The 26,692-nt window shown below is 70.1% G+C and carries 18 protein-coding genes and 1 pseudogene; 12 read left to right on the top strand and 7 right to left on the bottom strand.

Annotation, left to right across the window (positions count from 1 at the left end; genetic code table 11):
* Positions 1 to 293: 293 nt before the first annotated feature.
* Positions 294 to 3,072: pseudogene (polA, locus tag I8J32_RS05450) on the bottom strand (DNA polymerase I).
* Between the two features lie 409 nt (positions 3,073 to 3,481).
* Here polA and I8J32_RS05445 point away from each other — a divergent pair.
* Positions 3,482 to 3,679 (top strand): DUF2782 domain-containing protein, encoded by a 198-nt coding sequence (locus I8J32_RS05445; RefSeq protein ID WP_407060991.1) that lies wholly within the window; start codon positions 3,482 to 3,484, stop codon positions 3,677 to 3,679.
* 226 nt (positions 3,680 to 3,905) lie between these two features.
* Here I8J32_RS05445 and I8J32_RS05440 read toward each other — a convergent pair whose 3' ends face one another.
* Together I8J32_RS05440 and uvrD are read right to left on the bottom strand one after the other, a co-directional pair.
* On the bottom strand, positions 3,906 to 4,274 hold the full coding sequence (locus tag I8J32_RS05440; protein ID WP_207526879.1) for an HU family DNA-binding protein: 369 nt from the start codon (positions 4,272 to 4,274) through the stop codon (positions 3,906 to 3,908).
* A 195-nt stretch (positions 4,275 to 4,469) separates the two neighbouring features.
* Complete coding sequence (gene uvrD, locus I8J32_RS05435) at positions 4,470 to 6,656, bottom strand: DNA helicase II (protein ID WP_200614584.1); 2,187 nt, start codon at positions 6,654 to 6,656, stop codon at positions 4,470 to 4,472.
* 47 nt (positions 6,657 to 6,703) lie between these two features.
* On the opposite strand from uvrD, the gene I8J32_RS05430 reads away from it, so the two are divergent.
* The gene (locus I8J32_RS05430) at positions 6,704 to 7,819 is read left to right on the top strand and encodes a M61 metallopeptidase family protein (protein WP_200614585.1); all 1,116 of its coding nucleotides are present in this window, start codon (positions 6,704 to 6,706) and stop codon (positions 7,817 to 7,819) included.
* A gap of 19 nt (positions 7,820 to 7,838) precedes the next feature.
* On the opposite strand, the gene I8J32_RS05425 is transcribed toward I8J32_RS05430, so the two are convergent.
* Positions 7,839 to 8,489 (bottom strand): TIGR00645 family protein, encoded by a 651-nt coding sequence (locus I8J32_RS05425; protein ID WP_200614586.1) that lies wholly within the window; start codon positions 8,487 to 8,489, stop codon positions 7,839 to 7,841.
* A 157-nt stretch (positions 8,490 to 8,646) separates the two neighbouring features.
* A complete protein-coding gene (locus I8J32_RS05420) occupies positions 8,647 to 9,723 on the bottom strand; it encodes a saccharopine dehydrogenase family protein (RefSeq protein WP_200614587.1) in 1,077 nt (358 codons plus the stop codon).
* A 192-nt stretch (positions 9,724 to 9,915) separates the two neighbouring features.
* On the opposite strand from I8J32_RS05420, the gene I8J32_RS05415 reads away from it, so the two are divergent.
* The 5 genes from I8J32_RS05415 (at position 9,916) to I8J32_RS05395 (ending at position 20,176) form a co-directional block, all read left to right on the top strand.
* A complete protein-coding gene (locus tag I8J32_RS05415) occupies positions 9,916 to 12,114 on the top strand; it encodes a S9 family peptidase (RefSeq protein ID WP_245156426.1) in 2,199 nt (732 codons plus the stop codon).
* Between the two features lie 732 nt (positions 12,115 to 12,846).
* Complete coding sequence (locus I8J32_RS05410; RefSeq protein ID WP_200614589.1) at positions 12,847 to 15,117, top strand: PAS domain S-box protein; 2,271 nt, start codon at positions 12,847 to 12,849, stop codon at positions 15,115 to 15,117.
* A complete protein-coding gene (locus I8J32_RS05405; protein ID WP_200614591.1) occupies positions 15,114 to 15,560 on the top strand; it encodes a response regulator in 447 nt (148 codons plus the stop codon). The genes I8J32_RS05410 and I8J32_RS05405 overlap by 4 nt, the downstream gene beginning before the upstream one ends.
* Positions 15,557 to 18,154 carry an EAL domain-containing protein gene (locus I8J32_RS05400; RefSeq protein ID WP_207526808.1) on the top strand — a complete coding sequence of 866 codons (2,598 nt, stop codon included), beginning with the start codon at positions 15,557 to 15,559 and terminating at the stop codon, positions 18,152 to 18,154. The genes I8J32_RS05405 and I8J32_RS05400 overlap by 4 nt, the downstream gene beginning before the upstream one ends.
* Before the next feature lie 210 nt (positions 18,155 to 18,364).
* Entirely contained in the window at positions 18,365 to 20,176 is a 1,812-nt protein-coding gene (locus tag I8J32_RS05395) for a DUF885 domain-containing protein (RefSeq protein ID WP_207526807.1), read from the top strand.
* A gap of 136 nt (positions 20,177 to 20,312) precedes the next feature.
* On the opposite strand, the gene I8J32_RS05390 is transcribed toward I8J32_RS05395, so the two are convergent.
* Together I8J32_RS05390 and I8J32_RS05385 are read right to left on the bottom strand one after the other, a co-directional pair.
* Positions 20,313 to 20,993, bottom strand: a complete 681-nt coding sequence (locus I8J32_RS05390) for a YdcF family protein (RefSeq protein WP_207526806.1) — start codon at positions 20,991 to 20,993, stop codon at positions 20,313 to 20,315.
* A 58-nt stretch (positions 20,994 to 21,051) separates the two neighbouring features.
* The gene (locus tag I8J32_RS05385) at positions 21,052 to 21,459 is read right to left on the bottom strand and encodes a hypothetical protein (RefSeq protein ID WP_200614595.1); all 408 of its coding nucleotides are present in this window, start codon (positions 21,457 to 21,459) and stop codon (positions 21,052 to 21,054) included.
* 236 nt (positions 21,460 to 21,695) lie between these two features.
* Here I8J32_RS05385 and I8J32_RS05380 point away from each other — a divergent pair, with 236 nt between their 5' ends.
* The 5 genes from I8J32_RS05380 to I8J32_RS05360 all read left to right on the top strand — a co-directional run bounded on the left by I8J32_RS05380 (position 21,696) and on the right by I8J32_RS05360 (position 26,683).
* Complete coding sequence (locus I8J32_RS05380; RefSeq protein WP_200615087.1) at positions 21,696 to 22,889, top strand: beta-ketoacyl-[acyl-carrier-protein] synthase family protein; 1,194 nt, start codon at positions 21,696 to 21,698, stop codon at positions 22,887 to 22,889.
* Positions 22,886 to 23,725: a beta-ketoacyl synthase chain length factor gene (locus I8J32_RS05375; RefSeq protein WP_200614596.1), complete on the top strand. Its 840-nt coding sequence runs from the start codon at positions 22,886 to 22,888 to the stop codon at positions 23,723 to 23,725. The genes I8J32_RS05380 and I8J32_RS05375 overlap by 4 nt, the downstream gene beginning before the upstream one ends.
* Complete coding sequence (locus tag I8J32_RS05370) at positions 23,722 to 24,537, top strand: glycosyltransferase family 2 protein (RefSeq protein ID WP_200614597.1); 816 nt, start codon at positions 23,722 to 23,724, stop codon at positions 24,535 to 24,537. Before I8J32_RS05375 ends, I8J32_RS05370 begins: the two co-directional genes overlap by 4 nt.
* Positions 24,534 to 26,210: an NAD(P)/FAD-dependent oxidoreductase gene (locus I8J32_RS05365; RefSeq protein ID WP_200614598.1), complete on the top strand. Its 1,677-nt coding sequence runs from the start codon at positions 24,534 to 24,536 to the stop codon at positions 26,208 to 26,210. Before I8J32_RS05370 ends, I8J32_RS05365 begins: the two co-directional genes overlap by 4 nt.
* Positions 26,211 to 26,356: 146 nt before the next feature.
* Complete coding sequence (locus I8J32_RS05360) at positions 26,357 to 26,683, top strand: hypothetical protein (protein ID WP_207526805.1); 327 nt, start codon at positions 26,357 to 26,359, stop codon at positions 26,681 to 26,683.
* Positions 26,684 to 26,692: the final 9 nt, after the last annotated feature.

The following is a 26,692-nucleotide window of genomic DNA, read 5'->3' as shown; positions in this document are numbered from 1 at the left end:
AGCCCCGCAGGCAGGGGGGGCCGGCGGGGCTGGAGAAGCGGGACCTGGGGAGGGGTCGTCGCTTCCGGGATCGCTCCAGGGGAGGGAGGATCACGACAGGCGTTGCACCTGTCGCGAACAATATGACCATCCCGCGCATGGATGGTTCGTGAAGAAAACAGTTAATAATTTGTTGGATTCAGGGGGTGTTCATTCCCACAATTCTCTGCAAATAGCGCGGTTTTTTACCGCAATTGGTGCGATCGGAGTTGAACAGGGATTTCGTGGCGGATGGGCTGTCATCCACTGTCGAGTCAGTGCGCCTGGTCCCAGTTGTCGCCCACTCCGCTGTCCACGACCAGCGGGACGCGCAGGCGGGCCGCCTCGACCATGCGGCGGGGGACCTGCTCCAGAAGCGTGTTCAGGAAACCGGCATCCACCTCGAAGACCAGTTCGTCGTGGACCTGCAGGACCATCCGGGCCGCGTCGCCGTGGTCGGCCAGCCAGGCGTCGATGTCCACCATGGCCCGCTTGATGATGTCGGCGGCGGTGCCCTGCATCGGCGCGTTGATGGCAGCACGCTCGGCGCCGGCGCGCAGGCCCTGGTTCCGGGCATTGATGTTGTCCAGGTACAGGCGCCGGCCGAACACGGTCTCGACAAACCCGCGTTCGCGGGCCTGCTGCCGCGTGCGTTCCATGAACTCGCGCACGCCCGGATAGCGCGAGAAGTACAGCGCGATGTAGTCCTGCGCCTCGCCGCGGGCGATGCCCAGCTGGCGCGCGAGGCCGAAGGCGCTCATGCCGTACATCAGGCCGAAGTTGATCGCCTTGGCCGCACGCCGCTCGTTGCCGGTGACATCATCCAGTGGACGGCCGAACACTTCCGCGGCGGTCGCGCGGTGGATGTCGGCGCCGGATTCGAAGGCGCGCACCAGGCCTTCGTCCTCCGACAGGTGCGCCATGATCCGTAGTTCGATCTGCGAGTAGTCGCAGGACACGATCTTGCGGCCCTCTGGCGCGATGAACGCCTGGCGGATGCGCCGGCCGTCATCGGTGCGGATCGGGATGTTCTGCAGGTTGGGATCGTTGGAAGCCAGCCGGCCGGTCGCCGCGCCCGCCTGGTGGTAGCTGGTGTGCACGCGGCCGGTATCGGGATTGATCATCTCCGGCAGCTTGTCGGTGTAGGTGCTGCGCAGCTTGGCCAGGCCGCGGTATTCCAGGATCACGCGCGGCAGTTCGTGCTGGTCGGCGATGGCCTCCAGCGCTTCCTCGTTGGTCGACGGCTGGCCGCCGGGCGTCTTCACCAGCGCCGGCAGGCCGAGTTCGTCGAACAGCAATGCGGCCAGCTGCTTGGGCGAGTCCAGGCTGAAGGTCCGGCCGGCCAGTTCGGTGGCCTTCTGCTGGGCCGCGAGCATGCGCTTGCCCAGGTCCGCCGATTGCCGCCGCAGCTCCGCCGCGTCGATCAGCACGCCGTTGGCCTCGATGCGCTCGAGCACGCCCACCAGTGGCATTTCGATGTCCCGATAGACCGCCTCCAGCGCCGGCTCGGTGGCCAGGCGGGCGGACAGCGCGCGGTGCAGGCGCAGGGTGACGTCGGCATCCTCGGCCGCGTAGCAGGTGGCTTCGTCGAGGCCGACCTGGGCGAAGGAAATCGCCTTGGCGCCCTTGCCGGCCACCTGCTCGTACTTGATCGTGTCGTAGCCCAGGTAGCGCTTGGCCAGCGAATCCATGTCGTGGCGGGTCGCGGTCGCGTTGAACACGAAGCTTTCCAGCATCGTGTCGTCGGCGTAGCCGGCGACTTCGATGCCGTGGCGTCGCAGCACGTGCAGGTCGTACTTGCCGTGATGGCCGATCTTGGCCTTGGCCGGATCGGCGAACAGGGGCGCCAGGCGGGCGAGCGTGCGCGCGCGATCGAGCTGGGCGGGCGCGCCCGGATAGGTGTGGCCCAGCGGCAGGTAGGCGCCGCGGCCGGGTTCGATCGCGAAGCTGATGCCCACCAGGGTGGCGCGCATCGGGTCCAGCGAATCGGTTTCGGTGTCGAAGGCGAACGCCGGCGCCGCCTGCAGCGCGGCCACCCAGGTGTCCAGCGCTTCGGCGCTGGTCAGGCACTCGTAGCTGCCGGGCGCGGCCAGCGCGGGGGTCGAGCACTTCGGCGGCCGGCGCGCTGGAGCGCGCATAGCCGGCCGCGGTGTTGCGCACGCCGGGCGGCGCCGTGTCCTCGACCGTCGCGCCGGCGTTTTCCAGTTCGCGCAGCGCCTGGCGGAAGCCGTAACGCGCGTACAGGCCACGCAGCGCATCGGCGTCGCGGTTGCGCAGCACCAGCTCGGACGGGGCGAACGGCAGCGGGACGTCGGTGCGGATCTGCGTCAGCGTGCGGTTGAGCGGCAGGCGGTCGAGCACGCGCCGCAGGTTCTCGCCGATCTTGCCGCCAATCGCATCGGCGTGGGCGATCACGCCGTCCAGCGTGTCGTATTCGGCCAGCCATTTGGCCGCGGTCTTCGGGCCGCATTTCTCGACCCCGGGGATGTTGTCGACGCTATCCCCCATCAGGGCCAGGAAGTCGACGATCTGGTCGGCCCGCACGCCGAACTTGGCCATCACCGCCTCGTCCGAATCCAGCCGGCTGCCGCTCATCGTGTTTACCAGCGCCACGCCGGCGCCGGCTTCATTGCGCCGCACCAGCTGGGCGAAATCCTTGTCGCCGGTGGAGATCGTCACGTCGATGCCGTCGGCGGCGGCCTGCAGTGCCAGCGTGCCGATGACGTCATCGGCCTCCACGCCCTCGATGCGGATGATGGTCAGGCCCAGCGCCTGCACGATCTCGCACATCGGCTGCACCTGGGAGCGCAGGTCGTCCGGCATCGGCGGCCGATTGGCCTTGTACTGCGGGTCCAGCGCCTCGCGGAAGGTCGGGCCGGGCGCGTCGACGACGAAGGCGATGAACTCGGGCCGCTCGTTGAGCGTGGCGCGGAGCATGTTGACCACGCCGAACAGGGCCCCGGTAGGCTCGCCCTGCTCATTGTTGAGTGGCGGCAGCGCGTGGAAGGCGCGGTAGAGGTAGCTGGAACCATCGATCAGGACGAGTCGCTTCATCCGGCGATTCTAGCGGCGATCCCCTGCCGCGCCGCGGACCGTGGCGCGGCATGCGGCGATCCGGGTGCAGGCGTGACGGCGGAACAGGCATGCGCGATGGACCGTGCCGGCGTGGCGCCTTGGCCACCACCGAAGACAAGCGTCGCCAGGACGTCGACCCCGCGGCTTTGCGCGCCGATGGCCGGCCGGCATTCCGACGGCCGCTTCATGGCCGCGGGCGTATGCTGGCGGCATCGCGGATGGGTCTGCGATCCGCACGTTCCGCCCGGCCCCCGGGCCCTGCCCCACCTACTCCAGGAGAACGTCCATGCGCCGCCCTGCCCTCATCCTCGTGCTCGCGGCCGCACTGGCCGGCTGCGCGAGTACACCTGCAGCGAACGATCCCACCGCCGGCCTGGAGGGCGCGGACGTGACCACCCGCGAGGTGGATGGCGACCGCATCGAGGAGTACCGGGTCCAGGGCCAGCTGCACGTGGTCAAGGTCACCCCGCGGCGCGGCCCCACGTACTACCTGGTCGATCGCAATGGCGATGGACGCCTGGACAGCAGCGAAGGCGAAGGCACCGTGTCGCCGGTGATGTGGAAGCTGTTCGAGTGGGGCAACTGACGCAGGTCCGACAGCGCCCCGGTCGGTCCGGATCTGGCTGACGCCCGCCGGCGCACCCTGCGCGCCGTGATTGCGGCGGGTCGCGCACCATCCGCGCGGCCGCTCCTGCCACGGGTCGCGACGCGCCGGATCGAGGTCCACCCAAAACAAGACAGCCTGCAGTTCGCACTGCAGGCTGTCGTGTCGATCGCGGTGCACGGCGCAGTCAGCGCGCCGTGCCGGAGGATCAGGCCGCGGCGTCCTTCAGCTTCTTGAGGGCGCGAACCTTGATCTTCACCGAGGCCGGCTTGGCGGCGAACCACTGCTCTTCCTTGGTGAACGGGTTGATGCCCTTGCGCTTCGGCTTGGCCGCAACGTTGACCACGTTGATCTTCAGCAGGCCCGGCAGGGTGAATGCACCGGCGCCCTTCTTGTTGACCGAAGCGTGCACGGCGCTTTCCAGCGACGACAGCACCGCGCGGACGTCCTTGGCAGCCACGCCAGTGGATTCGGACAGGTGGGCGACCAGCCCGGACTTGCCCAGGACTTCCTTGATCGGCTTGGGAGCAGCCGGCATGGCAGCGGCCTTCTTCGGAGCAGCTTTCTTCTTCGCCATTTTTACGTATCCCCCGGATGGAGTGTGTTTGATGAGGTGTGCCTGGAAAATCCCCTCGGCAAGCGGAATGTAGGCCATAAGATTCGCTGCGCCAAGTGATTTTCGGCGGGAAATGCAGACTTTTTTGCCAGACGGCGACGACCGGCGCCCGCGGAAGGCTCGCGGGACGCCGCGCGCCGGCCCGGCGGGGGTGTTCTAGGCCGGCTGGAGGTTGGCGTAGGCCAGGACCAGCCACTTGGCGCCGGCATCGTCGAAGTTGACCTGCACGCGCGCGTGGGCGCCCGCGCCTTCGTAGTCGACCACGGTGCCGGTGCCGAATTTCGGGTGGCTGACCTGCGCGCCCAGCTTGAACGCCGGCACCTCGATCACCGACTGCATGGCGCCGCGCCGCGGCGAGGCGGCGTACATCGGCCGGGAAACCTGGACCTTCGGCCGCACCTCGTGGACGAGCGTGGCCGGGATCTCGCGGATGAAGCGAGAGGGCATGCCGTACATGTCCTGGCCGTGGATGCGCCGGGTCTCGGCGTAGCTGAGCACCAGCTTCTGGCGCGCACGGGTGATGCCCACGTAGGCCAGCCGGCGTTCCTCCTCGATGCGGCTGGCATCCTCGCTGGACTTGATGCTCGGAAACAGGCCCTCTTCCAGTCCGCCCAGGAACACCAGCGGAAATTCCAGGCCCTTGGCGCTATGCAGCGTCATCAACTGCACGCTGTTCTCGCCCGCCTGGGCCTGGCCCTCGCCGGCTTCCAGCGCGGCGTAGCTGAGGAAGGCGACCAGCTCGGGCATCGCGGCGGCTTCCTCGTCCGAGTCGGCGCCGGTGAAGCGCGAGGCGACCGAGACCAGCTCGTCCAGGTTGTCCGTGCGCGAGTCGAGCTGGCCGCGCGACTCGTTGGCGTAATGCTCCCGCAGGCCGGACCGGGCCAGGACGTGGTCGACCTTCTCGGGCAGTGGCAGGGACGCCACCTGCTGCGCCAGTTCGTCGATCAGGGTGAGGAACCCGGACAGGGCATTGCGGGCCCGCGCCGCCAGCGTGGTCTCGTGCACCGTGCGCCGCGCCGCCTCCCACAGCGCCACCCCGTCCTCGCGCGCACGCCGGCGCACCTCGTCCAGCGTGCGCTCGCCGATGCCGCGCGCGGGGGTGTTGACCGAACGCTCGAAGGCGGCGTCATCCACCCGCGAGGCGACCATGCGCATGTAGGCCAGGGTGTCCTTGATTTCCGCCCGCTCGAAGAAGCGCATGCCGCCGTAGACGCGGAACGGGATTCTTGGCTCTTCCTGCAGGATTTCCTCGAATGCCCGCGACTGCGCGTTGCTGCGGTAGAGGATCGCGACGTCGCCGTGGTCGCCGCCGTCGCGCACCCACTGCCGGATGCGTTCGACGACGAAGCGCGCCTCGTCCATCTCGTTGTACGCGGCGTACAGGTCGATCGGCTCGCCGGTGCCGGTGTCGGTCCACAGCTTCTTGCCCAGCCGGTCCGGGTTGTGCGCGATGACCGCGTTGGCGGCGTCGAGGATGTTGGCGCTGGAGCGGTAGTTCTGCTCCAGCCGCAGCGTGCGCGCATCCGGGAAGTCGCGCAGGAACTTCTGCATGTTCTCGACCTTGGCGCCCCGCCAGCCATAGATCGACTGGTCGTCGTCGCCGACCACGAACACGTGGCCGGTGTCGCCGGCCAGTACGCGCACGAAGGCGTACTGGATCGAATTGGTGTCCTGGAACTCGTCGACGAGCAGTTCACGGAAGCGGGCGCGGTAGTGCGCCAGCAGGGCCGCGTTGTCGCGCAGCAGCTCGTGCGCGCGCAGCAGCAGTTCGGCGAAATCCACCAGACCGGCGCGGTCGCAGCGTTCCTGGTAGAGCGCGTAGGCGCGGTGCATGACGTCCGCCCATTCGTCGCGTGGGTCGGGCTGGATGTGGGCGGGGCGGCGGCCCTCGTCCTTCTGCGCGTTGATCCACCACACGATCTGGCGCGGCGGGAAGCGCGTGTCGTCCAGTTCGAGCTGCTGCACCACGCGCTTGACCAGGCGGAGCTGGTCGTCGCTGTCGAGCACCTGGAAGCCTTCGGGCAGCTTGGCCTCCTGCCAGTGCAGGCGCAGCAGGCGGTGGGCGATGCCGTGGAAGGTGCCGATCCACATCCCGCGCGCGCCATGGCGCAGCAGATGGTCGGCGCGGGCGCGCATTTCGCCGGCGGCCTTGTTGGTGAAGGTCACCGCCAGGATGCCGTGGGGCGGCACGCCGAAGACCTCGTTGAGCCAGGCGATGCGGTGCATGAGCACGCGCGTCTTGCCCGAGCCGGCGCCGGCAAGGACGAGATGGTGACCGGGAGGGGCGCTGACGGCCTCGCGCTGGGCCGGATTCAGCGCGTCGAGCAAATGCGAAACATCCATGGGTGCATTCTAGCGGGCGGGCGTCGCGCCACAGGAGAAACGCCGGCATGTGCTGGAACTTCCTTCGCATCGGCCAGGACCAACGGTTCATGTCGCAGGATCCGCGCTCCCCGCTCCCGTTGCCCACCCTGTCGATGTCCTCGCCCTCGATGTCCGTGCCCTCGGCCGCCGGCAACGTGCGCCGACGCGTGCGGGGCGCCGTCGGGCGTGGCCTGGCCATGCTGGGCCTGGCCGCGCAGCTCGCGGCGCCGGCCGCATGGGCCATGGACGACACCCGCGAGCCGGCCGAAGCCGGCGACCTGCGCCGCCTCGACGTGCCCGGCGGCGCCCTGCAGGTCGAGGTGCTCGGCACGACGGATCCGCAGCGCGCGGATGACCTGCATCGCTGGGCCGCCGAGGCCGCGCGGGCGACGCTCACGGCCTATGGCCGCTTTCCGCTCCGACAGGCGCGCATCCGCATCGAGCAGTCGGCCAGCCACGCGCGCAGTCCCGTGCCGTGGGGCCAGACCTCCCGGCGCGACGGCGTGGCCGTGCTGCTGTACGTGCGCGAGGACGCCACCCTGCAGGAACTGCGCGAGGACTGGACCGCGGTGCACGAGCTGGCGCACCTGTTCCATCCCTACCTGGGCGCGCAGGGCCGCTGGCTGTCCGAAGGGCTGGCGAGCTACTACCAGAACGTGCTGCGCGCGCGGGCCGGCCTGCTGGATGATGAGGACGCGTGGCGTCGGCTCGACGCCGGCTTTGGTCGCGGGCGACGCGAAGACAGCGGCCTGCCGCTGCGGGAACTCAGCCAGGACCATCGCGGCACGATGCGGGTCTACTGGGCCGGCGCGGCGTACTGGCTGGAGGCCGACCTGGCGCTGCGGCGCGAACGCGGCAGCACGCTGGAAGCCGTCCTGTCGCAATACGACCGCTGCTGCCTGCGCGGCACCGGCGAGGTCGCGCCCGAAACGTTTGTGGCGGAACTCGACCGCATCGCCGGGGGCGACCTGTTTGCCTCGCGCTTTGCGCGCTACGCCGAAGCGACCACGTTCCCGCCGCTGGAGGAGGCCTACGCGGCGCTGGGCCTGTCGACACGGGACGGCGAACTGCAGCTGTCCGCGGACGAAGGCCCGCGCGCGCTGCGCCGGGCCGTGATGGGACGCCGCCCCACGACGAAGTGAGGCCCGCGCCTGCTGTTCCTCAGTGGTGCGCTTCCTTCTCGCGACGGCTCGAGGTGCCCGTCATCAGCTTGTCGGTGTAGGCGATGCCGATGGCCGAGAGGATGAACAGGCCGTGGATGATCGACTGCCACATCACGCCGGCGGAGGTGACCGTGGTGCACGCCTTGTACGAGTCCTTGCCCGCCGCGACAGCCGCTTGCAACAGATCCAGGGCCGCGCGACCGTCCACCGTACCGCACAGCGGCACTCCGTCGACCATGCCCACCTCGATGAAGCTCTTGAGCAGGTGGATCGAGGAGATGCCGATGATCGCCATCGCCAGCTTCACCTTCAGCACGCTGGCGTTGACGTGGCTGAGCCACTCGGGCTGGTCGGGGTGGCCTTCCAGGCGCAGGCGCGAGACGAAGGTTTCGTAGCCGCCGACGATCACCATCATCAGCAGGTTGGAGATCATCACCACGTCGATCAGGCCCAGCACGATCAGCATGATGTCCTGCTCGCTGAGCCGGGGCGTCTCGTGGATCAGGTGCCACAGTTCCTTGGCGAACAGGAACACGTACACCGCCTGCGCGACGATCAGGCCTAGGTACAGCGGCAGCTGCAGCCAGCGCGAGGAGAAGATCAGCGCGGGCAGCGGGTTGAGCCGGGCGTTGGGGCGGACGTCGGACATGTGGGGTGTCGGGCCTGGGTGCGGACGCCGCAGGGTAGCGGGCGGGCGTGACCGTGCCAAGCACGCGCGCGGGGGATGCGCAGGGAAGCGCCGATCCGCAGCCGCAGCCGCAGCCGCAGGAACAGCGTCTCGTTGCTTCCGCGTCCTGCAGCGCGCGTCATTCCGCCGCGGTGGCGGCGCTGTCGTCGACCGGCCCGTCGATTCGCACGCCCGGCAGCTCCAGCACGTAATCGGCGCCCATCAGCTGCGAAGGCGTGTAGTAGCCGCCCGGTGGCGGGTCCTGGGTGAGGAAGGCGTCGACGATGCCCAGCGACGCGGACACTGTCAGGTCATAGCCGTTGGGCGTCACCATCCGCCGCACCTGCGCGCGACCGCCGCCGCGCACCTCGCCCCAGAAGTAGCTTTCCGTCCGCGCACGCAGGTTTTCGTCCGGCCCGCTGACGCTGCTCTCGACGCGTCCCTTGAGCCATCGCTGCACCCACTGCGTGCGCAGCAGCGGGCCCAGCATGCGCAGCCGTCGCAGGCGCGCGATCGCCTTCGGTGGCGCCGTCGTATACACCTCGATATCGGGGATGCCGGTGCTGACCCACGCGGTGTAGACATCGCCCCAGGGGATGGTCATCGCCATGCGCCGCACGCCGTCGCGTTCGAAGGTGCGGGTCTTCCAGGCCAGCGGCACGCGCTGCATCTGGCCGCCCACGCGCACGCGCCCGCCCTGCCCCAGGCCTTCCACGCTGGTCTTGGCAGTGCCGGGGCTGAAGCCGCCGCCCGCCTCGAAACCGATCACCAGCGAGGTCGCCTGCGGGCAGTCACGGAACAACTGGGCGGCCAGGCAGTCGCTGGGCACGACGTCGAAGCCCGCGCCCGGCATCACCACCACGCCGGCCTGCTGCGCGCGGCCATGCTGGGCATGGCAATGCGCGAACACGTCGATCTCGCCGGTGATGTCCAGGTAATGGGTGCCGGTGGCCAGGCAGCCTTCGAGCATCGGCGCACTGGTGGCCGAGAATGGTCCCGCACAGTGCAGCACCAGGCCGATGTCGCGCAGGCCTTCGCGCACGCCGCTCTCGTGCTCCAGGCCGAACTGGCGCCAGCGCAGGCCCAGGGCCTCGCCCATTTCGCGCAGCGCCGCCTCGTTGCGGCCCGCCAGCATCGGCGTCCACCCGCGGCGCACCGCCTCGGCCGCGATGAGTCGGCCGGTATAGCCGTTGGCGCCATAGATCATCCACTGCATGGGGCGCGCCTCCTGGGCTGAACATGATGGCCGGCGGGCCACGCCGGATTCGCCTTCCCGCCACGATCCGCAAATGGCATGAGCGGGCGGGCCCGTGCGCCCGCCTCCCGGCCTCTACAATCCGATCCTATCCAACCTTTGGAGCACGCACACATGCGTTGGCTCGCTTTCCTCGCTGCCGTCACATTCGCCATGAGCGCACACGCCCAGACTCCCGCCCGCAAGCTCACCCTCCAGGCCATTGCCGGCGACGCGCCACTGTCGGGGCCAAGTCTGGAGAAGCCCCGCATCGCGCCCGACGGCAGCCGCGTCAGCTTCCTGCGCGGCAAGGCGACCAACAAGAACCGCCTCGACCTGTGGGCCTACGACGTCGCCAGCGGCCAGACGACGCTGCTGGTGGACAGCGACGTCGTCCTGCCCGGCGAGGAAGTGCTCAGCGACGAGGAGAAGGCACGCCGGGAACGCCAGCGCACGGCGGCACTGAGCGGCATCGTCGAATACCAGTGGGCGCCCGATGGCCGTTCGCTGCTGTTTCCGCTGGGCGGCGAACTGTACCTGTACGACCTGGCGCGCAGCGGCAAGGACGCGGTGCGCCAGCTCACCCATGGCGAAGGCTTCGCCACCGATCCGAAGATCTCGCCCAAGGGCGGGTTCGTCAGTTTCGTCCGCGCGCGCAACCTGTGGGTGATCGACCTGGCCAGCGGCGAGCAGATCCAGCTCACCTCCGATGCGAGCGACGTGATCGCCAACGGCGTGGCCGAGTTCGTCGCCGACGAGGAAATGGACCGCCACACCGGTTACTGGTGGGCACCGGACGATTCGGCCATCGCGTTCGCGCGCATCGACGAATCCCCGGTCCCGGTGCAGAAGCGCTATGAGGTCTATCCCGACCGCACCGAAGTGGTCGAACAGCGCTACCCGGCCGCGGGCGACCACAACGTACGGGTGACGCTGGCCACCATCGCGCCGGCCAAGGGCGCGCAGCCGACGTGGATCGACCTGGGCAAGCAGACCGACATCTACCTGGCCCGCGTCGACTGGCGCGACCCGCAGCACCTGACCTTCCAGCGCCAGTCGCGCAACCAGCGCAAGCTCGAGCTGGTCGAAGCCAACCCGGCCACCGGCGCCCAGCGCACGCTGATCACCGAAACCAGCAGGACGTGGGTGCCGCTGCACAGCAACCTTCGCTTCCTCAAGGACGGCCGCTGGCTGTGGAGCAGCGAGCGCAGCGGGTTCGAGCACCTGTACATCGTCGACGCGAAGGGCAAGGCGACGGCCCTGACCTCGGGCGACTGGCCGGTGGACAAGCTGCTGGCAGTGGACGAGGCCGCAGGCCAGGTCTACTTCGCCGCGGGCAAGGATTCCCCGCTGGACGTGCAGGTCTACCGCGTGCCCCTGGCCGGCGGCGCGATCGAACGCCTATCCAGGCCCGACGGCAAGCACGACGCCAGCTTCGCCGACAACGCCAGCATCTATGTCGACAGCTGGAGCGACCCGGTCACGCCGCCGCAGCTGCAGCTGTTCCGCAACGACGGCACGCCGGTCGCCACGCTGCTGGCCAATGACCTCGACGATCCGGCGCACCCGTACGCGCCCTATCGCGCCGCCCATCGTCCGCTGGAGTTCGGCACGCTCACCGCGGCCGACGGCCGCACGCCGCTGCACTACAGCCTGCTCAAGCCCGCCGACTTCGATCCGGCCAAGCGCTATCCGGTGGTGGTGTTCGTGTACGGCGGACCGGCTGCGCAGACGGTCACGCGCAGCTGGCCCGGCCGCGGCGACCACTGGTTCAACCAGTACCTGGCGCAGCAGGGTTACGTGGTGTTCTCGCTGGACAACCGCGGCACGCCGCGGCGCGGCGCCGCCTTCGGTGGCGCGCTGTACGGCAAGCAGGGCACGGTCGAAGTGGCCGACCAGCTGGAAGGCGTGAAGTGGCTCAAGGCGCAGCCGTGGGTCGCCGATGACCGCATCGGCGTGCACGGCTGGTCCAACGGCGGTTACATGACGCTGATGCTGCTGGCCCAGGCCTCAGACCAGTACGCCTGCGGCGTGGCAGGCGCGCCGGTCACCGACTGGGGCCTGTATGACACCCACTACACCGAGCGCTACATGAACCTGCCGGCGGAAAACGTCGCCGGCTACCGCGCCGGACGCGTGCTGGAACACATCGACGGCCTCACCTCGCGCCTGCTGCTGATCCACGGCATGGCCGACGACAACGTGCTGTTCTCCAACTCCACCGGGCTGATCAGCGCCCTGCAGAAGCGCGCGCAGCCCTTCGAGCTGATGACGTATCCGGGCGCCAAGCACGGGCTGAAGGGCAACGACCTGCTGCATCGCCTGCTCACCTCGGAGGATTTCCTGGCGCGCTGCCTGAAGCCGGGACAGTGACCCCGACCCCGGCCTGCGCGCGCCGGTGATCGTCCCGGCCGCGCGGCCGCCCGGTCACGGACGGGCACGTAGCGGAGACCGGGAAGACCAACGCCCGCGCTCATGCACCCCCGGCGGTTCGACTTCCAGTCCCGCCGGCGCCACCTCGAAGTCCCGCGCGCGCGACATTTGGTGCCGGCGCCGGGACTGCACTGCCGCGAACGCTGCACTTGAAGCGGGGACGACGGGACTTTTCGCGGCGCGCTCGGCACTGGAAGTCGCGGCACCGGGACGACCTGACCCCGTTCGCGCCGCAAAAAGTCCCACCCGGCCCGCGTGATTGTCCCGGCGCCGGGACTTCGCGCGCCGCCGGAGGGACTGAAAGTCGAACTCCAGGACCCCAACCAGCCCGGGGTTCCAGGACGACGCGGCTCGTCGGCACCCGGTGACGGGCGGGCCCCAGCCATTGGTCGATTCCGATGGCGGCGTGGACTACCGACCCATCGCACCTGGACCTGGTCGCCGGATGCAGTCCAGCCCGCCCGCCCCGCCTTCACGCAGGTCGGCCTGCCTGCCGCGTAGGGTCCGTGGCGCCGGCCCGCTGCTTTGGTTCTTCGGGGCCGCGGTGCCGGCGCCATGGCTGGCCATGACGGACGATATCCGGCCGGGCCGGCCACTGGCGCCGGCCCGCGTGGCGGCCTAGGCTGTCCGCGATCCGGATTGCATGCCGTGGACTCCCAAGGAAGGGACACGATGCAGGATGCCGTGAGGATTCAACGGGGGCGCATCAGCCAGGGACTCTGGAGCGTCGGCTTTGGCCTGACGCTGTTCGCCGTGGCCGCTCTGGCGGTCCATGGCTACCGCACCGCGCGCCGCGCCGAGGCCGCGCGTACCGCCGCCGGCCTCACTGCACGCGCGCTCCAGCAGGCGCAGCAGCTGGAGATGCTGGTGATGCGGATGGAAGCCGACCAGCGCGGCTTCCTGGTGGCGGGGCTGCCCGCCATGGAAGTCGCACGCGAAGCCGATTTCGCCCTGGCGCTGCGGGCCACGACCCAGTTGCGCCCACTGCTGACGCAATCCGCGCAGCGCGCCAGGCTGGCGCGGGCCGAGCAACTGCTACGCGAACGTCACGCGCAGATGCGCCGCACTTCGACCATCGCGGCCACCCAGGGCCTGCCCGCGGCCCGCGACGCCTTCACCATCGACGGCACCGGTACCTCGCATCGCGCGGCACAGGCGGTGGCCGACCTGCGCGGGCAGCAGCAGGCCCGCCTGCTGGCCATCGACGTCGATTCGGCCGCCGACGAAGCCCGTTTCAACCAGGCGCTGACCCTGGGTGCGATCGCCCTGGCGCTGCTGCTGCTGCATGGCGCCGGCACGCTTTGGCTGCAACGCCGGCGAAGCCGCGGCCTGCGCGCGGCGCTGGCGCACTCGGATGCGATGCAGCATGCAGTACTCGACAGCGCCGGCACGATGGTGATCGCGACCGACACCACCGGCATGATCACCGTGTTCAACCGCACGGCCTCGCAGACCCTGGGCTACAGCCCGGGCGAGGTGATCGGCCGTCACCAGCCGGGCCTGTTCCATGACCCGGTGGAAGTGCAGGCCCGGGCCGCGCAGCTCAGCACCGAACTGGGCCGCATCGTCGAGCCGGGCTTCGAGGCCTTCGTCGCGCTCGCCCGCGACGGCCGCACGGACACCCGCCACTGGACCTACGTGCGGCGCGACGGCTCCAGCCTGCGCGTGCAGCTGGCGGTCAGCGCCGTGCACGGCGCCGACGGCGAACTGGTGGGTTTCGTCGGCATCGCCAACGACATCACCGAGCAGGAGCGCGCGCACGACCTGCTGCGCCAGAACGAGCAGCACCTGCGCACCATCATCGATACGGCCTCGGACGCCTTCATCGCCATCGACACGGCCGGCGTGATCCAGGACTGGAACGCGCAGGCCGAGCGCATCCTGGGCTGGAGCCGGGAGGAGGCCGTGGGCCAGAGCCTGGCCGAGCTGGTGGTGCCGGCGCAGTTCCGCCAGGCGCACATACGCGGGCTCGAACGCTACCTGCGCGACGGCCACGGCCCGGTGCTCAACCGCCGCATCGAGATCACCGCGCTGGACCGCAGCGGGCGCGAGTTCCCGATCGAACTGACGGTGTGGCCGCTGCGCACCCATGCCCGGCTGAGTTTCAACGCCTTCATCCACGACATCACCGGCCGCAAGGCCGCGCAGGAAGCGATCCGCGCGCTCAACAGCGAACTGACCGAGCAGGCCGAGCAGCTCAGCCAGACCAACCGCGAGCTGGAAAGCTTCAGCTACAGCGTCTCCCACGACCTGCGCGCCCCGCTGCGCCACATGAGCGGGTACGCGCAGATCCTGCGCGAGGAGGCCGGCCACCAGCTCGACGCCTCCGCCCAGCGCTACATCGACGAGATCGCGGCCAGCGCCCGCCGGATGGGCGCGCTGATCGACGACCTGCTCGCGTTCTCGCGCCTGAGCCGGCAGGCGCTGACCCTGGTGGCCGTCGACATGAACACCGTCGTGCGCGACGCCATCGCCGACGCCGGGGTCGCGCCCAATCCGCTGGCGACCATCGAGGTCGCGCCGCTGCCGCCGGTGCAGGCCGACCCGGTGCTGCTGCGGCAGGTGTGGATCAACCTGATCTCCAACGCGGTCAAGTACAGCGCCCCGCAGGGCGCCCGGGCACTGGTGCGGATCGACGGCGAGGTGGACGGCACGCACGTGCGCTACCGCATCCGCGACAACGGCGTCGGCTTCGACCCGCGCTACGCAGACAAGCTGTTCGGGGTGTTCCAGCGCCTGCATGCGCAGGACGAGTTCGAGGGGACGGGTGTCGGCCTGGCCATCGTGCAGCGCATCGTCGCGCGGCACCGGGGCCAGGTGGCCGCCAGTGCGCAGCCGGGCCAGGGCGCGCAGTTCACCATCGAACTGCCCACCCACGAACCGCAGGCGCAGGGCCGCCACGTCCAGGTCCACTCCGATCACCCGCCCAGGGAGGCTGCATGAACGGCTACCAGCAGGTTGAAGTGCTCCTGGTGGAGGATTCCGCCGCCGACGCCGAGATGACGCTGCGCACGCTCAAGCGGCGCGGCATCGCCAACAGCGTGGAGTGGGTGCGCGATGGCGCGGAGGCGCTGGACTGGCTGCATTGCCGCAACCAGTACGCGCAGCGGCGCAACGGACACCCGAAGCTGGTCCTGCTGGACCTGAAGATGCCGCGCATGGACGGGCTGCAGTTGCTGGAGGTGATGAAGGCCGACCCCGACACCCGCGCCATCCCGGTGGTGATGATGACCTCCTCCCGGGAAGAGGGCGACCTGCTGGCCAGTTACGGCCTGGGCGTGAACAGCTACGTGGTCAAGCCGGTCGACTTCGGCGACTTCGCCGAACGCATCTCGCAGGTGGGGATGTACTGGGTGATCGCCAACCAGACCCCGATGCGGACATGAAGATCCCCTCGCCCCTTCGTGTATTGCTGGTGGAGGACTCGCGCGCCGACGCCGACCTGGTACTGCATTCGCTGGCCCGGATGGGCATTCCCATCGAACACCGGCGCGTCGCCGACGAGCCGCAGCTGCGCAGCGCGCTCGATTCGTTCCTGCCGCACGTGATCCTCAGCGACTTCACCATGCCCGGGTTCAGCGGCCACCATGCGCTGGCGCTGGCCAGCGAACTGGCGCCGCGGGTGCCCTTCGTCTTCGTCTCCAACACGATCGGCGAGGACGTCGCCATCGAGGCGCTGCGGCTGGGCGCCGACGACTACGTGCTCAAGGACAACCTGCGCCGGTTGCCGCCCGCGGTCGAGCGTGCGCTGCGCAGCGCCGAGGAACGACGTAGCCGGGAACGCATGGAAGGCGCGCTGCGCGAAAGCGAGGAGCGCTTCCGCAGCATCGTGGAATCGAGCGAGGACTGGATCTGGGAAATGGATGCCAGCCGCCACGTCAGCTACAGCAATCCCGCGGTGCAGCCGATCCTGGGCTTCACGCCCGAGCAGATGCTGGGCCGCAGCTGCACCTCGCTGCTGTTCGAGGACGGCACCGGCGAGGCGTACCAGCCAGGGGAGGCGCCCTGGCAGGGCCTGCGCCTGCGGTTCCGCCATGCCGACGGCGGCTACCGCGTGCTGGAAAGCACCGGCGGCCCGCGCTACGGCGCGGATGGCGAACTGCTGGGCTTCCGCGGCATCAATCGCGACATCACCGCCTACCTGGCGCAGGAAAGCCGGATCCGGCACCTGGCGCGGCTGCATGCGGTGCTCAGCGCGCTGGGTAACGCCGTGCTGCGGGCCGGCACCCGCCAGGGCGTGCTCGATGCCGCCTGCCGGGTGGCCGTGGAACAGGGCGGATTCCTGGCCGCATGCATCCGCGAGGTGGATTCGCAGGGCCACCTGATGATGGTCGCCGGCGCCGGCGATGCGGCCGCACTGGAAACGACCTCCACGGTCGGCCATGCCACCCAGCGCGAACCCGATCCGGCCTTGCGCGGCCCGTCGCGGCGCGCGCTGGACGAAACACGGGCCACGATCGTGTCGAACGTGGCGCGCGATCGCGTCGTGCCCGACTGGGCCCGGGAGCCGTTGCGCGAATCCGGCATCGGCGCGATGGCGGTGTTGCCGATCGGGCGCCCGGCATGGGGCGCGCTCGGGCTTTACGCGGCGGAGCCGCAGACCTTCGGTCCCGAGGAAGCCGCGCTGTTCGAGCGCCTGGTGGACGAGATCGACTTCGCGGTCGAATTCATCGCCAAGAGCGAGCAGCTGGCGTACCTGGCCTACCACAACCCCGTGAGCGGCCTGCCCAACCGCGCCGCGTTCCAGGCACGGCTGCGGGCGCGGCTGCGCCAGGGACCGACGGTGTTCGTGCTGGCCGACATCGACCTGGCGGCCGTCAACGAATCACGCGGCCGCGCATTCGGCGACGCACTGCTGCGGCAGGTCGGCCAGCGCCTGTACGACCGCATCGGCGAGGCGGGCCTGGTCGCGCACCTGGAGGCCGGCGCGTTCGCCATCGCCTACCCCGCCGCCGGTCCGGCCGAGGCCGAAGGCGAGCGCGTGGAACGCCTGCTGCAGGACATCCACCACGAGGCCTTCCAGATCGGCGGCGAGGAGATCCGCATTTCGCTGCGCGCCGGCCACGCACTGGCCGCGGGCCTGGCCGACGATCCCGAGGTGCTCGAGCACAACGCCGCCGCGGCGCTGATCGAAGCCAAGCGCCGGCGCCAGCGGGTGTACGCCTTCAACGACGAGTTGCGCGGCCGCGCGGCTCGCCGGCTGCGGCTGGAACACGAACTGCGGGCGGCGGTCGAGGCGGAGGAGTTCGAGCTGCACTACCAGCCCAAGTTCAGCGCCGCCAGCCAGTCGCTGATCGGTGCCGAGGCCCTGCTGCGCTGGCGGCACCCCACGCGCGGCCTGGTGTCGCCGGGCGAATTCATGCAGGTGCTGGAAGACAGCGGCCTGATCGTCCACGCCGGCCGCTGGGCGATGGCGCAGGCGCTGCGCACCGCCCTGGCGTGGCGCGAACGGCATCCCGGGTTCCGCATCGCGGTGAACGTCTCGGCCCAGGAGCTGCGCAGCACCAGCTTCCTCGACGACTGCCGCGCATTGCTGCAGCCGCATGCGATGGATCAACCGCTGGACGTGGAGATCACCGAGAGCGTGCTGGTCGACGACATCGAGCACAGCATGCATGTGCTCGATGCGCTGCGCGACCTGGGCTGCCGGGTGTCGATCGACGATTTCGGCACCGGCTACTCCTCGCTCAACTACCTGGCGCGGCTGCCGTCGGACGAGATCAAGATCGACCGCTCGTTCATCGCGCTGATCACCGAGAGCCCGGAGACGCTGGCGCTGGTGACCAACATCATCGGCCTGGCCCATTCGCTGTCGCTCAAGGTCGTGGCCGAGGGCGTGGAGGAGCACGAGCAGGCCAAGCTGCTGCGCCTGCTGCGCTGCGACGTGCTGCAGGGCTACCTGCTGGGCAAGCCGATGTCGGCCGAGGATTTCGACCGGCGGCTGTTCCTGGGACAGCCGCTGCAGGCGGCCGAGGGCTAGGCGCACTGCCGCGACCGGTGGCGTGCCGGACAGCGGTACCGCGCGCGCCCTCCGGCCGCGCTTGCCGGACCATGGCCCTGGACCGCTGTGGGCCACCCCGTCTCCGCATCGAAGGGGGGCCCGGGCGGACGCCGCACCCGTGACCTTCGACCGTTTCCCATCAGCCGCGATCCCGGCCATGCTCCCGGGACTCTCTCCAGGTGCCCAGCCATGCTCAAGCCGCTTACCCTCGCCGTCGCCCTGGCGCTGCTCGCGCCTGCCGCTGCCTTCGCACAGGACGCCGCACCCGCTGCCCACAAGACCGCGCCCGCCGCGCCGGCGTGGGTTGCGCGCAGCAACGAATACACCCAGATGCTGATCGCGGCGCAGGCGCCGTTCCAGCCGGAGCAGGTCTCGTTCTTCGGCGTGCCGGGCTTCGACGACCAGGTGTTCGACTACCGCGCCGACTACGCCAGGCGCTTCCGCGACGCCACGGCCAAGGCCAAGGCCGCGATCCAGGCCAAGGCGGCGAGCGAGCGCGATCCGAACGTGAAGCAGGACATCGCGATCCTGCTGCAGGCCGCCGACGACGCGATCGAGGCCAGCGAAACCAACGAGCGCCTCACCCGCCCGTGGCTCGACGCCGGGCAGACGGTGTTCCAGGGCATCCAGGCGCTGCTGTCGGACCAGACGCCGGCCGAGCGCCGCGCCCAGGCCGTGGTGCGCCTGCAACGCTACGCCGGGCTGGCGCCGGGCAGCACGCCGCTGGCCACGCTCGCGCGCGAACGCTACGACGAGCGCAAGCAGCCGGGCCTGGTGCAGCCCACGCAGATCGAAGTGCAGCAGTCGCTCGACAACCTGCCGACCTACCTCAAGGGCATCCGCGAGCTGTTCGCCAAGTACAAGCTCGACGGCGAGGCCGGCGCCGCGCTGGACGCGCTCGACAAGCAGCTCACCGACTACGCCGCGTGGTCGAAGGCCACGGTGCTGCCCACCTCGCGCACCACCTACCAGCTGCCCGACGAACTGTACGCGCTGCAGCTCAAGGGCTTCGGCATCGACATCGCGCCGCGCACGCTGATCGAGCGCGCGCAGCTGGAATTCATGGAGACCCGCAACGCCATGCAGCAGCTGGCGCCGCTGGTAGCCAAGGAAAAAGGCCTGAAGTCGACCGACTACATCGGCGTGATCCGCGAGCTCAAGCAGCCGCAGTTCCGCAACGACCAGATCGAGCCCCACTACCGCAACGTGGTCATGCCGGAGCTGGACCGCCTGATCGCGCAGCACGCTGTCGTGTCGCTGCCCCAGCGCCCGATGCAGATGCGCCTGAGTTCCGAAGCCGAGAGCGCGGCGCAGCCGGCGCCCAATTTCCGTCCGGCGCCGCTGGTGGGCAACACCGGCCAGCAGGGCACCTTCATCCTGCCGGTGGGCAACCCGAACGCCGGCGCCGACGGCGGCTACGACGACTTCAACTTCCCGGGCGTCGCGTGGACGCTGACCGCGCACGAGGGCCGTCCGGGCCATGAGCTGCAGTTCACCGCGATGGTCGAGCGGGGCGTTTCGCTGGCGCGCACGCTGTACGCGTTCAACTCGGTCAACGTGGAAGGCTGGGCGCTGTACGCGGAGGCCGAGATGGTGCCGTACGAGCCGCTGGAAGGGCAGCTGTTCGCGCTGCAGTTCCGCCTGCTGCGCGCCGCGCGCGCGATGCTCGACCCGATGATCAACCTGGGCCTGACCGACCGCGATACGGCCTTCACCGTGCTCACCGACGAGGTGGGCCTGTCGAAGGCGATGGCGCGGCAGGAAGTGGACCGCTATTCGGTGCGTTCACCCGGCCAGGCCGGCAGCTACTTCTACGGCTACTCGCGGATCATGCAGCTGCGTGCGGAAACCGAACTGGCCCTGGGCGACCAGTTCGACCGCAAGGCCTTCAACGACTTCCTGCTCGACCAGGGCATGCTGCCGCCGGACCTGCTGGCCAAGGCCGTGCGCGACGAATTCGTTTCCGCGCGCAAGGGAAGCGGCAAGGCAGCGAAGAAGTAAGGGCCGGCCCGCCACATCCGGAGAACCCGCGCCGGCCGCACTGGTGGTCCGGCGCGATCCCTTCGACGGCGCGTCCTTCGCAGGAAGGCGCGCCGTTTTCGTGTCCGACCCAGCTGAAGCGGCTCAGGTCACCCGTTCAAGCATCCGCCGGTGGCGGATCAGCCGCGCCCAGCGTGTCCCCAGGGTCGATCCAGCACACATAGGCGGCCTCGCCTGCCAGCCGCCATGCGGTCTGCAGGCCGGCCGGCAGGCGCGGTTCGGCAGCGCACAGTTCCCAGTCGAAGCCGAGCTGGCGCGCGAACAGCGCGCAGCGTGCCAGGTGGTAGCGGCTGCTCAGCAGCGTGACCCGTGGCGCGGGCGATGCGGGCAATGCACCCAGCAGCGCGCGTGCATTGCGCAGGTTCTGCAGGGTGTCGCGGGACCGTGATTCCAGCTGCAGCGGCAAGGCACGGTCCAGTCCGCGGGCGAGCAGCTGCTCGCGTGCGAGTTCGGCCTCGGTCAGCTCGTCCCGCGCGCCACCCCCCAGCAGGACGAAGCGCTGCGGCGGATGGGCCTGCGCGACGGCGATCGCGCGGTCCAGCCGCGCGGCGAAATCCGCGTCGATGCGCCCGCCGGGCGCGTTCTTGCCGAACAGCAGCACGCATTCGCCGTGCGCAGGCGCGCAGGGCGCACGCCGGGCGACGCGCCAGACGTGCACCAGGTAGCCCACGTAAACCAGCCCGGCGCTGAGCACGCAGGCCGACAGCGCCACCACCCCGGCATGCAGCACGTCGCGATCGACGGCGATGGACAGGCGGTGGGCGGTGCGGCTGCTCATGGGTGACTCGGTACGCCTCGGAAACGGCCGCGGGCGGGATCCGCCCGCGGCGTCGGTGTTACTGGAGAGCGGTGACCTGCATGTTGGTGGTCAGGTCGGCCACCAGGTAGGAGATCCAGCCCAGGTAGTTGCCGTGGATCATGCGCTTGCCCTTGCGCTCCTTGTAGTCGAGGTTGGTGCTGTCGACGTAGGTGAACTGCACCTGCTGCGTGTCGTAGGTGACCTTGATGCGGGCGACGTGGTCGCGCAGGTGGAGCGTGGATTCGATCACGCCCGGCTGTTCGCTGGCCACGGCCCAGCCACGACCGATCAGCGCGCGCTTGATGTCCTTGACCAGCGCCTCCTGCTCCATGCCGGCCGGGACGCTGACCGGCGCCGGGTCGACCAGTTCCTGGGAACGGGCCTGCACGCCCGGAGCGAAAGCGAACAAGGACAGAGCCGCGAGCACGACGGAAGCAAAACGCATCGAGATTTTCCCCTGGATGAATGGATGAATGTGGCGGTCGCGTGGCGTCCGGAAAGACCGCGGCGGCCAGTGGCACAGGATAAGCCGTTGCCCGCGCGATCGCAGCCGTTCAGCCGTTCACGTTCACACCGCCGGTGTCGCCGCGGCACCGGCCGTGGGGTCGGCGTCGCTATACTCGGCCTGCACCAAGGGAGCCTTCCGTGTCGCCAATGTCGTCGCAAATCCGCCCGTCGCCGATGGCGCCGCTGGCGATCCGTGCCTATACCGCCACCACCGCGCTGGGTCGCGGCCTGCAGGCCCAGCGTGCGGCGCTGGCCGCACGGCGCGGCGGCCTGCGGCGCAACGACCTGCCGGTGCTGGCCCCCGGGCAGGCGCCCCTGGACTGCTGGATCGGCCGGGTCGACGGGCTCGAGGACGAAGCGCTGCCGAGCCGGCTCGCCCAGTGGGAATGCCGCAACAACCGCCTGGCCTGGATGGCGCTGCAGCAGGACGGCATGCTCGACGCGATTGCCGGCGTCGTCGCGCGCCACGGCGCCGGGCGCGTCGCCGTGGTCCTGGGCACTTCGACCGCGAGCATCGCCGCCACCGAGGAAGCCTATGCGCGGCTGGAGGACGGTGGATTTCCCGCCGACCTGCGGCGCTCGCAGGTGCATACGCCGCATTCGCTGGGCGGCTTCGTGCAGGATGCGACCGGCCTGCGCGGTCCCTGCGTCACCGTGGCCACCGCATGTTCGTCGAGTGCGAAGGTCTTCGCGCAGGCCTCGCGCCTGATCGACGCCGGCCTGTGCGACGCGGCACTGGTCGGCGGCATCGACACGCTGTGCGGCAGCGTGCTGTTTGGATTCAACTCGCTGCAGCTGGTATCCGGGGAGCCCTGCCGGCCCTTCGATGCGCAGCGCAACGGACTCTCGCTGGGCGAAGCCGGTGGCTACGCGGTGGTCGAGCGTGCCGGGGATGGCGAATCCGGGCTGCGGCTGTGCGGTTACGGCGAGTCGAGCGACGCCCACCACATGTCCACGCCGCACCCGCAGGGGCTGGGCGCGCAGCTGGCGATGCGTGACGCGCTGGCGCGCGCCGGCATCGCGCCGGAAGACGTGGGCTACCTCAACCTGCACGGCACCGCGACGCCGGCCAACGATGCGGTCGAAGCGCTGGCGGTGTCGGCACTGTTCCCGGAGACGCTGCACGCCAGCTCGACCAAGGGCTGGACCGGCCACACGCTGGGCGCGGCGGGCATCGTCGAATCCGCGGTGGCGCTGCTGGCGCTCGAACACGGCGAACTCCCCGGCATCCTCAACAGCGCCACGCCCGATCCGGCCTGCGGGCCGCAGATCCGCCTGGACAACGCACAACGGACCATCCGCTACGCCATGAACAACTCCTTCGGCTTTGGTGGCAACAACGCCGCCCTGGTGTTCGGTCGCGCATGACGGCCGCCACGACTCCGCTGCACGCCACGATCGAGGGCATCGGCTTCTGGGCACCGGGCCTGCCCACCTGGGAAGCCGCATGCCGGTTCGTGCGCGACGGCGAACTGCCCGCCGATGCGCCGGCCCGTCCATCGCCCCAACTGCTGGCGCCCAACGAACGCCGGCGTGCGCCGGAAACGGTCGCGGTGGCGCTGGACGTCGCGCTGGCCGCCTGCCGCGCCGCCGGCCGCGAACCTGCCGCGCTGCCGTCCGTGTTCGCTTCGATGCACGGCGACCTGGCGATCACCGATTACATGTGCGCGACCCTGGCCGCCGATCCGGCCAGCGTGTCGCCCACCCGGTTCCACAATTCCGTGCACAACGCCGCCGCGGGCTACTGGACCATCGGCACCGGTGCGATGCAGCCGGCCACGGCGCTCAGCGCCGGCGACGCCAGCTTCGCCCAGGGTCTGCTCGACGCACTCGCGCAGCTGCACAGCGGCAGCGAAGCCGTGCTGCTGGTGGCCTACGACAGCCAGGCCTGCGGACCGCTGGCCGCGGTTTCGCCCAGCGTCGGCGTGCTGGGCGCGGCACTGGTGCTCTCGCTGCACCCGCGCGAGGGTGCCGCGACGCTGGAACTGGCGCAGATCGCCGCGGACGCCACGAGCGCCGTCGCGGACGGCCCGCTGGCCCGGCGCCTGGGCGGCAACGCGATGGCACCGATGCTGCCGCTGTTCGACGCGCTGGCGCAGTCCGCCACGCAGGCGAGCGTGCACGCCGGTCCCGGCCAGCACCTGCAGCTGCGGCTGGTGCCGGCCGCCGCGGCCATCGATGCACCGACCGGAGCGCCGGCATGATCACGCGCGACGATATCTGCATCGTCATCCCCGCCCTCAATGAGGCGCTGCGCATCCGCGGCGTCGTCGAGGGCGCACTGCGCGAATGCCCGCATGTGATCGTCGTCGACGACGGCTCCGACGACGGCACCGCCGAGCGCATCGCCGACCTGCCCGTCACGGTGCTGCGCCACACGCAGCGGCTGGGCAAGGGCGCCGGCCTGCGCGATGGCTTCGCCGAGGCGCTGCGGCGCGGTGCGCGCGGCGTGATCACGATGGACGGCGACGGCCAGCACCATGCCGCCGACATCCCGCGGCTGCTCGCCGCGGCCAATGCCTACCCCGGCCACATCGTCATCGGCGCCCGCCTGCGCAGGCGGGCCTCGCAGCCGGCCTACCGGCGCCTGGCCAACGAGTTCGGCGACTGGGGCATCGCCTGGGGCTGCGGGTTCCTCATCGCCGACACCCAGAGCGGCCAGCGCTTCTACCCGGCCAACGTCGCCGCGCTGGGCGACGTGCCTGGCGAGGATTTCGTGTTCGAGGCGCAGATCCTGATCACCGCCGCCCGCGGCCTGGGCGTGCGCTGCGTGTCGATCCCGATCGAATCGCGCTACCAGGAAGCCCACGCCGACGGCCCGCAGTTCCGCAAGAGTCATTTCCGCCCGCTGCGCGACCTCTACCGCATCACGTCGCACGTGGTAAAGCAGGTGTGGAACTACGGCCACGTGGTGGACGAGTACCGGCGCACGCGGGCGTGCCCGCCCGTGATCCACGATCCCACGGGCGAGTTCGAGACCGCCCACCCCCACGAAGACCTGACGGTACGACAATGACCGACCACGCCGACCCCGCTTCCGCCACGAACGACTGCGATGTCCTTATTCTTGGCGGTGGCCTGGCCGGCCTGACGCTGTCGATCCAGCTGCGCCAGCGCAATCCTTCGCTGCGCGTGACCGTCGTTGAACGCAACGCGCATCCGGTGCGCGAGGCCGCCTTCAAGGTCGGCGAATCCACGGTGGAGATCGGTGCGCACTATTTCGCGCACGTGCTGGGCCTGCGCGAGCACCTGGAGAACCAGCAGCTGCGCAAGTTCGGCTTCCGCTTCTTCTTCAGCGAGGGTCGCACCGACTTGGACCGCTGCACCGAACTGGGCGTCAGCCGGCTGCTGCCCACGCCTTCGTGGCAGATCGACCGCGGCCGTTTCGAGAACTTCCTGGGCGAGCAGGCGCGCGCGCTGGGCGTGGACTTCCGCGATGCCACGGTCGTGCGCGGCCTGGAACTGGACGGATGCGATGGCGACCATGCCGTCACCTGCGAACACGACGGCCAGCGCAGCGTGCTCCGTGCGCGCTGGCTGGTCGACGCGGCCGGACGCGCCGGCCTGATCAAGCGCAAGCTCGACCTGGCGCAGGCCAACGCGCACAACGCCAACGCCGCGTGGTGGCGCGTGGACGGCTGCATCAAGCCGGAGGACTGGTCGGACGATCCGGCCTGGCTCGCGCGCTGCACGCCACCGGCACGCTGGCGGTCCACCAACCACATGTGCGGGCCGGGGTACTGGTTCTGGCTGATCCCGCTGGCGTCGGACTCGCACTCGCTGGGCATCGTCTGCGACGGCGACATGCACCCGCTGGAGACGATGAATACGCATGCCAAGGCGATGGACTGGCTGCGCCGCCACCAGCCCGGCGTGGCGGCCGCGGTCGACCGCCCGGAACATGGCCTGCAGGACTTCCTGTTCCTGCGCCACTTCTCGCATGGCTGCAAGCAGGTGTTCTCGGGCGACCGCTGGGCACTCACCGGCGAGTCGGGCGTGTTCCTGGACCCGTTCTACTCGCCCGGCAGCGACTTCATCGCGCTGTCCAACACCTACGTGTGCGACCTGGTCGAACGCGACATGCGCGGCCAGTCCTTCGCGCCCTACGCCGAGATCTACCAGAAGCTGTACATGTCGTTCTACGAGAACACGCTGTCCCTCTACCAGGACCAGTACCCGATCTTCGGCGATGCGCAGGTCATGCCGCTGAAGGTGATCTGGGACTACACCTTCTACTGGGCGCTGCTGGCGCCGGTGTTCTTCGCCGGGCGCCAGACCGACATCGCGATGCTGGGCCGGCTGCGCCCGCAGTTCATGCTCGGCAGCGAACTCAACCTGGCGATGCAGGCGCTGCTGCGCGACTGGCAGCGCGCCAACGCGGCATCGCTGGTGGCCGACGGACGTTTCCTGGACCAGCACGAGATCGGCTGGTTCCATGAGATGAACCGGGCGCTCAACGACACGCTCGACGACGAGGCCTTTGCCCGCCGGATCACCGACAACGTGGCGCGCATGCGCACGCTGGCGGCCGAACTGCTCGGCCTGGCACGCCAGGAGCATCCGCAGCTGCCCGATCACGGGCTGGCGGCCTTGCTGGAAGGCGAGCCGACGCCGCGACCCTCGATGGACGAGGCCTGGTACCACGCGGGCGATGCCGTGCGCGACGTCGAACCGGCCGCCCTGGTCTAGGCCGCGCGCACCGATGCTGCGTCCCTTCCTGCGCCCGTCGCGGTGGCCCGTGTTGCTGCGCGAGGCGACCCGCGGCGCCCTGGTCGTGCTCGCCGGCTGCATCGCCGGGCTCGCCCTGGGAGCTGCTGATCCAGCTGTTCGGCGCCATGGTCGTGCCCGATGCGTTCGAAGGGTTTCCGGTCTGGTACCACCTGGGCAAGGTCGTGCTGTTCCAGCTTGCGCAGATCGTCCCGGCCCTGCTGGCCGGCGGGCTCGCGCGCCGTTATCCGGCATGGCTGGGCGCGGTCACCGCGATGGCGTGCGCGCTGGTGGTGGATCTGGCCTTCCACGGCGCGATGCCGGGCAGCGTCTCGCAGCTGGTCAGCCCATTGAGCCTGGCGCTCGGCGCAGGCATGCTCGGCGCCGTCGCCGGCCTGGCCGGCGCCCACCTGGCCCAGCGCTGGCGCGCCCGACGCGCGGCGCCCTCACCTTGATGTAGCCGC

Source organism: Lysobacter solisilvae, assembly GCF_016613535.2.
In the GTDB taxonomy this organism is placed as follows: Bacteria; Pseudomonadota; Gammaproteobacteria; order Xanthomonadales; family Xanthomonadaceae; genus Agrilutibacter; species Agrilutibacter solisilvae.
This window is presented reverse-complemented; position numbering and strand designations above follow the sequence as displayed.